The organism is Peptoniphilus sp. (assembly GCF_034090345.1).
GTDB lineage: Bacteria > Bacillota > Clostridia > Tissierellales > Peptoniphilaceae > Peptoniphilus.
Map to the genome: position 1 here is coordinate 1 of NZ_JAXDSS010000006.1, position 11412 is coordinate 11412.

General features: G+C 33.2%; 8 protein-coding genes. 2 read left to right on the forward strand and 6 right to left on the reverse strand.

The window, feature by feature from the left end; translation table 11 throughout:
* The coding region (locus SOR77_RS00210; protein WP_320635208.1) for a gamma-glutamyl-gamma-aminobutyrate hydrolase family protein at nt 1-459 on the reverse strand (459 nt) is incomplete at its 3' end.
* Between the two features lie 248 nt (nt 460-707).
* Here SOR77_RS00210 and SOR77_RS00215 point away from each other — a divergent pair.
* Both SOR77_RS00215 and SOR77_RS00220 read left to right on the forward strand, forming a co-directional pair.
* Entirely contained in the window at nt 708-2723 is a 2016-nt protein-coding gene (locus tag SOR77_RS00215; RefSeq protein WP_320635209.1) for a C69 family dipeptidase, read from the forward strand.
* A 197-nt stretch (nt 2724-2920) separates the two neighbouring features.
* On the forward strand, nt 2921-3904 hold the full coding sequence (locus SOR77_RS00220; RefSeq protein WP_320635210.1) for a S66 peptidase family protein: 984 nt from the start codon (nt 2921-2923) through the stop codon (nt 3902-3904).
* A 105-nt stretch (nt 3905-4009) separates the two neighbouring features.
* Here the strand turns inward: SOR77_RS00220 and SOR77_RS00225 are convergent, their stop codons facing one another.
* The 5 genes from SOR77_RS00225 to SOR77_RS00245 all read right to left on the reverse strand — a co-directional run.
* The gene (locus SOR77_RS00225; RefSeq protein ID WP_320635211.1) at nt 4010-5326 is read right to left on the reverse strand and encodes a protein adenylyltransferase SelO family protein; all 1317 of its coding nucleotides are present in this window, start codon (nt 5324-5326) and stop codon (nt 4010-4012) included.
* A complete protein-coding gene (locus tag SOR77_RS00230; protein WP_320635212.1) occupies nt 5323-6750 on the reverse strand; it encodes an aminoacyl-histidine dipeptidase in 1428 nt (475 codons plus the stop codon). The genes SOR77_RS00225 and SOR77_RS00230 overlap by 4 nt, the downstream gene beginning before the upstream one ends.
* 72 nt (nt 6751-6822) lie before the next feature.
* The gene (locus SOR77_RS00235; RefSeq protein ID WP_414153372.1) at nt 6823-7620 is read right to left on the reverse strand and encodes a L,D-transpeptidase; all 798 of its coding nucleotides are present in this window, start codon (nt 7618-7620) and stop codon (nt 6823-6825) included.
* Nucleotides 7621-7628: 8 nt separating this feature from the next.
* Entirely contained in the window at nt 7629-10442 is a 2814-nt protein-coding gene (gene uvrA / locus SOR77_RS00240; protein WP_320635214.1) for an excinuclease ABC subunit UvrA, read from the reverse strand.
* A gap of 7 nt (nt 10443-10449) precedes the next feature.
* On the reverse strand, nt 10450-11412 hold a 963-nt coding region (locus SOR77_RS00245), incomplete at its 5' end, for a helicase-related protein (RefSeq protein WP_320635215.1).

Consider the following 11412-nt stretch of genomic DNA (forward strand, 5'->3'; position numbering starts at 1 on the left):
ATCTTGGTATAGAGTTCCTCCTGATAGTATATTTGTTAGTTGCATACCTCTACAAGTTGCCAATGTATGCTTGTCCATTTCTAAGCAAGCTTTTATTAGCGCCACATCTGAAGTATCTCTTATCGGATTTATAGCTTCTAAATTTGGATGAGGTTCTTCATTATAAAGCGCAGGATTCAAATCATCTCCACCAGTAATTATAACGGCATCAACTTCCTCAATAGCTTTTTTTGCTTCTTCCTCATTTGTAAATTGTTTTAAAAATACAGGCTCTCCTCCAGCTTTTTTAACTGCATCTGCATATAGTTGAGTATCCGCATCGATCTCATCTGCTGCCCAAGAAATACCTATCTTTGCCTTTGGAGCTTCGTCCTCTTTTTTTGTACATCCCGTCATAATTACAAAACTTAAACTCAAAACCATTGCCAACAACAGTATCTTTTTTAAATTTAATTTCATGTAAGGTCTCCTTTCCATTATTAAAACATAAAAGCTCTTGATTTATAACTTAATTATATAATTAAGCCAACGTTTTCTCAATCTTTATTTTGTATATATTTGCTTTGAGTTTAATATTTTAACTTGTTTTAATAATTAATCATTATAAAATTCTCTTTTAAATTAAAAATCACTAGTTTATCGATTGTTTATATTAAAATTTGACAACATTAAATCCTATAAATATAATCAGATTTAGGAGGTGTTTTATGAAAAATTTTAAAAAATTGTTAGCCATTACTCTTGTGTCAACTTGTCTACTTGGAACTGCACAAAACGTTTTCGCATGCACCGGTGTAATAGTAGGAAAAAATTTGACAACTGATGGTAGTTTTATCTATGGTAGAACTGAAGATTACGAAAGAAACAGAACTAAGAGATTAGTTGTCCACCCTGCCGGAAAATTCAAAAAGGGAACTAAACTTGTTGATTCAAACAATGGTTTTGAATTTATTCACCCTGAAGATAGTTTTAAATTCTTCTCAACTCCTGACTCTACACAAAAACCTGAAGATATGGAAAAAGGTGTATATGATGCAGCAGGTTATAATGAATATGGTTTGGGTGCTTTCTGTACTGTTTCTGCAAACTATTCTGATGAGATAAAAGCTGTTGATCCTTACATAGAAAATGGAGTAAATGAAGCCTCTATGACTACGTTTATTCTTGCACACGCAAAATCTGCAAGAGAGGCTATCGAACTATTAGCTAAAACTATTGATGAAAAAGGTGCTTCTATGGGTGATATAGTAGTATTTGGAGACCATGATGAAGTTTGGTATATGGAAATTTATTCTGGTCATCAATATGTTGCAATAAAATATCCAGCTGATAAGTTCAGTGTATTTCCTAACGCGTTTTGGTTAGGTGGCGTTGATTTGAACGATAAAGAGAACGTTATATCTTCAAAAGATGTAGTTAAAATTGCTAAAGATGCAAAAACTTATACTGAAACTAAAGATGGTCTAATAGATTTAGCCGCTTCATATAACCCGAAACAACTAAGAGAATCCAATAGATCCAGAATGTGGTCCGGTGTTCACTCTCTTGATCCAAACTCTACTGTTAAATATGATTCTGAAAGATTCAATTTGATGAATGACCTTTCCAAAGACAGTAAAAAAATTGATATAAAAGATGTCTTAGCTTTCACAAGAAATAGATTTGAAGGTACTGACTTCAAGGCATCTGAAAATAGAAAATTATTAAAAGATAGTAAAGAATATAAATATCCTATCGGCAATATCAACACTATGCAATCACATATATTTCAAATAAAAGAAAACTTTCCTAAGGAAGCTCCTGGAATTATGTGGCTAACCCCCGGAAGTCCACTTAACATTCCATACATTCCAGTCTTTCCGGACATCAATGATACAACTGAGCAATATAAAAACAATGCTCCAACTTATGATGATAACTCAATTTACTGGGTAGGAAGTTCTGTAAATGATTTAGTAACTTCTAACAGAGAAGCTCTTGGCGTTTCTACAAGAGAAAAAGTTCTGGATTTAGAATATAAATTTATGAAAGATTTGCCAGCCTTAGAAAAAGAATGGTTAGCTCTTTATGACAAAGATAAAGCTGAAGCGGCTAAATATTCCACAGAAAAAACTAATTCTTTCTCAAATGATGCATTCAAACTTGAACTAGATTTACAAAAAGAACTTTCAGAAATTTCAAAAGTTGACATAGACAATCACTGGGCAAACAAAGCTATTTTAAACAACATTGCCAACAAGACAATGTCCGGAATAGATAAACTACACTTCGCTCCTAATCAAACTATTTCAAGAGCAGAATTCGTTACAATATTAGGTAGACTTGAAAAAATTGATACAGAAAAATTCAAAGAAAACAAAGCTACTGATATAGTTGCTGATAAATTCTATACAGCTTATATGAACTGGGCAGTTGAAAATAATTTAGTCAAAGGTAAGGAAGACGGACTTGTTAAACCTGATGATAAACTAACTCGTGAAGAAATGTCTGTAATCTTAGCTAAGTATATAAATATGTCAGCTGACAAAGACTTGCTTAAAAATGTAAAAGCAGAAGTTAAATTTGCAGATGAAGAAACCATTTCTGATTGGGCAAAAGATTCTGTTGCTCTTCTTTCTAACATGAAATTATTAAAAGGAAAAAATAATAATAGTTTCGCTCCTAAGGATAATTTGACAAGAGCTGAAGTTGCTCAAATTATTTATAACTTAAATAATAAATGAAAAGTTAAATAATATTTAAAATAAAGTATGCTATCTTTAGATTTGAATTAGATAAAGATAGCATTTTTATTTAATTTATGTATATTTTAATTTTTCTATCCAAGAGATTTAATAAGTGTTATAATTCTATAAAATTTAATATTAATTAATACACTTTATCTAAATTATAGCTTTTTTAATTTATAGGGGGAATTACTATGTTAAAACTAAAAAAAGGAGATACTATAGGAATTTTTTCACCTTCATCACCGGCTACAGTTTTTGCTAAAAAACGTTATGAAAGAGCAAAAAAGTTTATAGAAAACAAAGGTTTTATTATTAAAGAAGGAAAGTTAACCGGCAAAAGTGATTTTTATCGTTCGGGAAATATAGTTGAAAGGGCTAATGAACTAAATGATCTCATCTATGATCCCGAAGTTAAATGTATCATTTCCACAATAGGAGGAAACAACTCAAATTCAATTTTACCTTATATAGATTATGAATATTTCAAAAGCCATCCCAAAATTGTTATAGGATATTCTGATGTTACTGCAATATTATTTGCAATATATGCTAAAACAAATATCCCAACTTACTATGGCCCCGCTATAGTCGCTTCTTTTGGTGAATATCCACCTTTTGTTGACAAAACGTATGAATACTTTGAAAATGTTTTAATTAAATCAAACAATCTTCCATTAGAACTACAAACGCCTAACGAATGGACAGAAGAATATATCCCATGGGAAGAACAAACTAGATGCAAAAGTGGAATTGATAATGAATTAATTACAGTTAATATCGGTAAAGTAACCGGAAGACTTATAGGTGGAAATTTAAATACAATGGAAGGTATTTGGAATACAGAATATATGCCTGTCATCAAAAATGGAGACATATTGATGATTGAAGATTCATTAAAAGATATAGCTACAATAGAGCGTAGCTTTTCATTATTAAAATGCAGTGGAATTTTTGATAAAATTGGCGGTTTAATTTTGGGCAAGCATGAACTTTTTAATGACCTAGGAACAGGCAGGAAACCCTATGAAGTTCTAAAAGAAGTCATTGGAAATTTAAACATTCCAATTCTAGCCGAATTTGACTGTTGCCATACTCACCCTATGTATACAATTCCCATTGGATCTAATGTAGTACTGGATGCAGACAAAAAAACTTTAACTTTATTAAATTGGTGATTTGTAGAATAAACGCTAAACCAAATAATAGATTTCTAACCCTATCATTAAAGCATAACCGCGTGTTTAACAAGTGGTTATGCTTTAGCTATAAAAACTGCTTTTTTAAGTTCCACAATAAGTTTTATATTTTATAATATCTTTTTCTTGCATCGGTGTTTTATACTTTTCATCAATTTCAATTTTATAGTTATAAGGGTCACTAAAAACTCTTATGGCTTCTTCAAAAGGTTTATAATTTCCACTTTCAGCTGATTTAATTACTTTTTCAACTATCTCATTCCTTGGGATTACAACAGGATTTGATTTCTCCATCAACTCTCTTGATGTACATTTTGATTCCCATTTCTTTACAAATTCCTTGAGTTCTTCAGGATATTCTCCAATCGTCAATTTGTAGAATGTATTTGTGAAATCCATTTTATTCATATACATTATATTTAATAATTCATAAATCAATTCATGATCATTTTCTTCAGGTTTCTCTATCCCCAATTTATTAAAGAACTCTCTTTCAAAAGCTTCTTCATACAATTTTGAAAAATTCGAAATCACTTCTTCAATTTCTTCTTTTGTAACTTCTTCCAACAATACATCTAAAATGTATTCTGCAAATCTTGCAAGATTCCATTGATATATTTTGGGTTGATTGGAATATTTATATCTGCCAATTGTATCTATAGAACTGAAGACAGTTTCTGGATTGTATATGTCCATAAAAGCACACGGCCCATAGTCAATTGTTTCTACTGCCAAAGACATATTGTCAGTATTCATAACTCCATGTATAAATCCAACCGACATCCACTTTGCCATCAATTTTGCGCCTTGCTCTGAAATTCTTTTGAGTAAATCAAATGGGCTTACCCCGTCATACAATTTATTTGATACATAATTTAAAAGCTCTTTAACAGATTCTTTACCCATCTCACTTGCATATCCAAATGTCCCAAATCTCACATGAGTTTTGGCAAGTCTTAAACTGACAGCCCCATCTTCAACTTTATTTCTTATAACTGCATTTCCTGTTTTCGCCACAAATAAATTTCTAGTAGTAGGAACATTTAAATTATACATCGCCTCTGAAATTAAATACTCTCTAAGCATAGAACCCAAAGTAGCTTTGCCATCTCCGCCTCTTGAATATGGAGTCTTTCCACTTCCCTTTAAATGTAATTCCAATCCATCAACATCTCCAAGAAGTGCTGCTCTTCCATCTCCAAGCCTTGTAAAATATCCAAATTGATGCCCACTATACGCCATAGCTATAATTTCATCACTATCGTAATCTATTTCATCTATGTTTAAATTCAATTCAGATAATAATTTTTCATTGACCTTTACATATTCTTTAGGTCTTTCTGTAGGTTTTACTCTTGAATAAAATAATGAAGAGAGTTCATTTAAATATTCATGATTCATTTTAAATTCTCCAATAGTTTTAAAGTGAAATCATATACTCGTTCAGCTGAAGAGATACTGATCCTCTCTTTAGGAGAGTGTGCATCAAACATATTAGGTCCGAATGAAATCATCTCTGTATTAGGAAGTACTTTCTTTAAAATTCCACACTCAAGTCCTGCATGAACAGCTTCAAAAGTTGCCTTAGGTGAATACATACTATTCCAAGTTTCTTCAGCAATATCTTTTAATTTGCTTTCAGGTTCATATTCCCAACCAGGATATTCATTCTCTATAAAAAATTTAGCTCCGGTCATACTTGCAATTACTCTAAGTTTATCTATTAAAAATTCCAACTTAGACTCAGATGATGAACGCACTGAAATAGTATATTCTACCTTTTCTTCATCTTGTACAATTACTGCATTGTTCAATGAAGATTCCACTAAGCCACTTATATCTTTAGAATAAGAAAACACTCCATTTGGAATTGAGGCTACAAAATTTATAAAGTTGTCTGATACTTTTTCACTTAAAACTCTATTAATTTCAATTTCTTCTATATCTACTTTTAAATTTGGATCTGTATTTTTATATTCGTGGGCAAATGCTGATTCTAAATACTTTATCTTTTCCTTAGCTCTTTCAATATCTTCAACTTGTAACACAAACTCATTTGAATTTGCAATTGCATTATGTTTTGTTCCACCATTTATAGTTGACAACCTTACTTTCATCTCATTTCTTAAACCGCTCAAAATTCTTGAAGATAGTACATTTGCATTGGCTTTATCTTTATAAATTTCCATTCCTGAATGTCCGCCTTCAAGTCCAAAAATTTTCACCTTTAAAGCTTTATTATTGTTTTCTTCCCATTCAGTTTGAAAATCTACCACAACCTCCGCTCCACCAGCACTACTTACTAAGAAAATCCCTTCTTCTTCAGAATCTATATTTAATAGATAATCTCCATCTATATCACCTTTTTGAATTGTTCCAGCACCTTTCATTGTAGTTTCTTCTTCCGTTGTTATCAGAACAGTTAATTTAGGATGTTGAATATTTTCAGAATCTAATATTGTTAAAGCGTACGCAACTGCTATTCCATCATCGCCGCCTAATGTTGTCCCTTTCGCTTTTAAATAATCTCCGTCTATATACATATCTATCGGGTCTTTTTCAAAATCATGAGTACTGCCATCTTCTTTAACACAAACCATATCCATGTGTCCTTGTATTATGACACCTTTCGAGTTTTCATAACCTTCTGTTGCCGGTTTTTCTATTATTACGTTGTTTGCTTCATCTTTTCTCACAGCTAAATTTCTCTCTTTAGCAAAATTAACTAAAAACTCAGAGATAGCTCCCTCATTTCCTGAGCCTCTTGGTATTTGATTTATCTCGTAGAACCAATTAAAAATTGGATTTTTTCTTAAATTTTCCATTACGTACCTCCTATATCTTATTCAATTTTACCCAATTATCTGCAATTAAAAAAGGTGGCAATGCCACCCTAATTAAAATACTAATAATTCTTCCGCTCTATATTTAGTTTCTACAGGCTTATCTTGTTTTGGCTGAGCTTTAGGTTCAGCTACTGCACTTGGGTCTGCTGCTTCATATACAAGTTGTTCCACTCCCCAAGACTTTAATTCTTGAGCTGTTCCTATCCAAACCGGCATTCCCACAGTTGCTCTTGGAAATACAAATTGTTCAATGTCATAATTAAACATTCTTATACAGCCATTTGACGCATATTGTCCCAATTGATGCGGTTTTATATTTCCGTGTATTCCATATCCGCTTGCACCAGGTATGCTAAGTCCCATCCATCTTTCTCCAAGTGGATTTTTAGGGTCATCCGGTAGAGCCGGAGAATACTTTCCACCCATTCCTCCCCATGCTGGATTTTTATGCATGTTTGCAATTTTACCTTTTGCAGAAGGTGTTGGAGTATCTGAAGCTCCAACTGTCACGGGGAATTTATAAATAGGAGATTTCCCATGGTAGTAAGTCAAAACTCTTGTAGTTGTGTTTACTGTGATCCAATCTCCATTAGTAGGTGGGGTTAGAATAACATCTTGAACCACCATATTTTGATTGTAAAGTACTTTATTAGTCATGCCATCTAACTTTCCTGTTACCGGCAAATTAGACAGAGCTTGAAATCTCTTTATCTCTTCAACTTTTCTGTATCCAGACTTATCCATAAAAGTATTTTCTCTTACATACTTAGCATAAACTCCAGTACTGTTGAAAATACAAATGCAAAGTACAAAACTAAAAATAACACTTTTTAAAATTTTATTCATCATTTTCCCCTCTATAATAATGGTTTTAAAAATTTTCCTGTATATGATTTAAGATTTTTTGCAACTTCTTCAGGTCTGCCCTCAGCGATTATTTCTCCTCCGCCATCTCCGCCTTCAGGCCCTAAATCAATGATGTGATCGGCAGTTTTTATCACATCTAAATTGTGTTCAATTACAACAACGGTATTTCCTCTGTCTACCAACTCATTTAAAACACCAATCAATTTTCTAACATCTTCTGAATGTAGACCGGTTGTAGGTTCATCAAGTATATACATAGTGTTTCCCGTTGCAACTTTTGAAAGTTCAGTAGCAAGCTTTATCCTCTGTGCCTCTCCACCTGAAAGTTGAGTAGACGGTTGGCCAAGCTTGATATAAGAAAGCCCAACATCTCTTAAAGTTTCAAGTCTTCTCTTGATTCTTGGATGTACTTCAAAGAAATCTATAGCCTCTTCAACCGTCATATCAAGAACTTCAGAAATATCTTTTCCCTTGTATTTTACTTGCAAAGTTTCACGATTGTATCTCTTTCCTTTACAAACTTCACAAGGAACATATACATCCGGTAAGAAGTGCATTTCCACTTTTATTATTCCGTCACCTTTACAAGCTTCACATCTACCACCCTTAACGTTAAATGAAAATCTTCCTTTTTTATATCCTCTCATTTTAGATTCGGTAGTTTCTGCAAATATATCTCTTATTATATCAAAAGTTCCGGTATAAGTTACAGGATTAGAGCGTGGTGTTCTTCCTATTGGACTTTGGTCTATATCTACAACCTTATCTATATGCTCAAGTCCTTTTATTTCTTTATGCTTTCCAGGTTTTATTCTTGAACGATTGACCTTGCTAGCTAAAGATTTAAACAATATTTCATTTATAAGTGAACTCTTTCCACTTCCGGACACTCCTGTAATAGCTACAAATTGTCCCAAAGGTATTTTCACATTTATATTCTTTAAATTGTTTTCAGCTGCTCCAATTATCTCAATTTCTTTTCCAGTATACTCTCTTCTCTCTTTAGGAACCTCTATTTTCTTACGTCCAGATAAATAAGCTCCAGTAATTGACTCTTCACAAGCCATCACTTCCTCCGGCGTACCCTGCGCAACTATGTGCCCACCAAGCCTTCCGGCGCAAGGCCCTATATCAACTATCTGATCTGCCATTCTCATAGTGTCTTCGTCATGTTCTACAACTATTAGAGTGTTTCCAACATCTGTGAGTTCACGAAGTGCTCCTAATAATTTTTCATTATCTCTCTGATGTAAACCAATGCTTGGTTCATCTAAGACATATATAACACCAACAAGTTTTGAACCTATTTGCGTCGCCAATCTTATTCTTTGAGATTCTCCACCAGAAAGAGTCCCGCTCATTCTTGAAAGTGATAAATATTCTAACCCAACAGTCTCTAAAAATCCAAGTCTTGCATTTATTTCCTTTAAAATTTCAGCTGCTATCATATTTTCTTTTTCAGATAACTTTAAATCTTTAAAAAATTTAACTGCATTAGAAATTGAAAGTTCTGTTAACTCAAATATATTTAAACCGCCAACTTTTACAGCAAGTGAAGACTCTTTAAGCCTTGCTCCATGACATTTTGGACATGGTGTATCGCTCATAAACTCTTCTATTCTTCCAAGTTGAGCGTCTGAACTGGTCTCCATATATCGACGTTTTAAATTCTTTTTAATTCCCTCAAACTCTCCAACATAGAGTTTATCTCCCGAAAAATGAGAATTGAATTTAAACTTTAGCTTTCTATCAGAACCGTTCATCAACTCATCTATAAATTCCTCAGGAGCATTTTTAATGGGTTCATCTAAGCTAAATTTGTGAGCTTCGGCAAGAGCTTTTATCATCTGATTGTAATAAGTTCCATCTACTGTTGAATAACAAGCTATTGCTCCTTGATTTATTGACAAATCTTTATTAGGCAAAACTAACTCTTCATCAACTTCTTTTGAAAACCCAAGACCATTACACACTTCACAAGCACCTATTGGTGTGTTAAATGAAAAAGACCTAGGAGTTATCTCTTCAATAACTATATCACATTCAGGACAAGCTAATTTTGAAGAAAATATTAATTTTTCTCCATCTATAATATCCACATAGACCAAACCATCTGAAAGAGATAGAGCTTGCTCCATAGATTCTGCAAGTCTTGACTCTATTCCCTCTCTTATAATTAATCTGTCAATTACTACATCAATATCGTGTACTTTATTTTTATCAAGTTCTATATCTTCATCCAAGTCGTGCATTTCTCCATCTATCACAACTCTAATAAAACCGTCTTTTTTTAATTTATCTAAATTTCGCTTATGCGTGCCCTTTCTTCTGCTTATTACCGGAGATAGTATTTGTATTTTAGTTCTCTCTTCAAGCTCTAAAACTTTATCAACCATCTGGTCAATTGAAAAGGATGTTATCTCCTTGCCACATTTAGGACAGAAAGGATGTCCAACCCTCGCATATAAAAGTCTTAAGTAGTCATAAATTTCTGTGACAGTTCCCACAGTTGAACGCGGATTTTTGCTAGTGGTCTTTTGGTCTATAGATATGGACGGACTCATTCCCTCTATATAGTCCACTTCAGGTTTATCCATTTGCCCCAAAAATTGCCTTGCATAGCTCGACAAACTCTCGACATATCTTCTTTGCCCTTCGGCATAAATTGTATCAAACGCAAGAGAGGACTTACCCGAACCGGAAAGCCCTGTAAATACCACAAATTTATTTCGCGGAATTTCTAAATCAACATTTTTTAAATTGTGTTGTCTCGCTCCTTTGATAACTATATTTGAACTACTCATGTTCACCTCAATTATCTTTTATCTTCTCCATTGTATCTTTTAATTCTTTAATCTTATCCCTTATTTCTGCTGCCTTTTCAAAATCAAGAGACTCAGCCGCCTTGTACATTTCGGTCTTTAGTGCATCTATCATAGCCTGTATTTCCTCATTAGAAAAACTTTCTACAGCTTCATAATTGACTTCACTTTCTGCAGCTATTGTAGCTTCTATTACTTCCCTTACACTCTTTGATACAGACTTAGGTATTATGCCATGCTCCTTGTTAAACTTGTCTTGAATTTCCCTACGACGATTAGTTTCATCGAGCGTTGTTTTCATAGATCCAGTAATAGTGTCTGCATACATTATTACCTTCCCTTTTACATTTCTTGCAGCACGACCTGAAGTTTGAATAAGAGAAGTTTCACTTCTAAGAAATCCTTCCTTATCTGCATCCAAAATAATTACCAAAGACACTTCCGGTATATCCAAACCTTCACGCAACAAGTTTATACCCACAAGTACATCATATACACCAAGTCTTAAATCCCTTATGATTTCCATTCTCTCGATTGTATCTATATCTGAGTGCATATAAGTTACTTTCATTCCTATCTCTTTTAGATGTCGACTCAAATCCTCTGCCATTTTTTTAGTAAGAGTAGTCACTAAAACTCTTTCTCCTGAATCTATTCTGTCATTTATTTCGCCAATTAAATCATCAATTTGATTCTTAGTAGGTCTGACTTCAATTTCAGGGTCCAATAGTCCAGTAGGTCTGATAATCTGTTCAACTTTATTCTGTTCATGCTCCTGCTCATAAGGACCAGGAGTTGCAGAAACATATATTGTCTGATTCATTAACTCTTCGAACTCACTAAAATGTAGTGGTCTATTATCAAGTGCCGATGGTAATCTGAATCCATAATCTACAAGAGTTTGTTTTCTCGCTCTATCCCCATTAAACATACCTCTTATCTGCGGCAAAGT

What these genes read in the sequence shown, in the direction of transcription:
- SOR77_RS00215 (WP_320635209.1), top strand. Translation starts at nt 708, where the DNA reads ATGAAAAATTTTAAAAAATTGTTAGCCATTACTCTTGTGTCAACTTGT.
- SOR77_RS00220 (WP_320635210.1), top strand. Translation starts at nt 2,921, where the DNA reads ATGTTAAAACTAAAAAAAGGAGATACTATAGGAATTTTTTCACCTTCA.
- SOR77_RS00225 (WP_320635211.1), bottom strand. Translation starts at nt 5,326, where the DNA reads ATGAATCATGAATATTTAAATGAACTCTCTTCATTATTTTATTCAAGA.
- SOR77_RS00230 (WP_320635212.1), bottom strand. Translation starts at nt 6,750, where the DNA reads ATGGAAAATTTAAGAAAAAATCCAATTTTTAATTGGTTCTACGAGATA.
- SOR77_RS00235 (WP_414153372.1), bottom strand. Translation starts at nt 7,620, where the DNA reads ATGATGAATAAAATTTTAAAAAGTGTTATTTTTAGTTTTGTACTTTGC.
- uvrA (WP_320635214.1), bottom strand. Translation starts at nt 10,442, where the DNA reads ATGAGTAGTTCAAATATAGTTATCAAAGGAGCGAGACAACACAATTTA.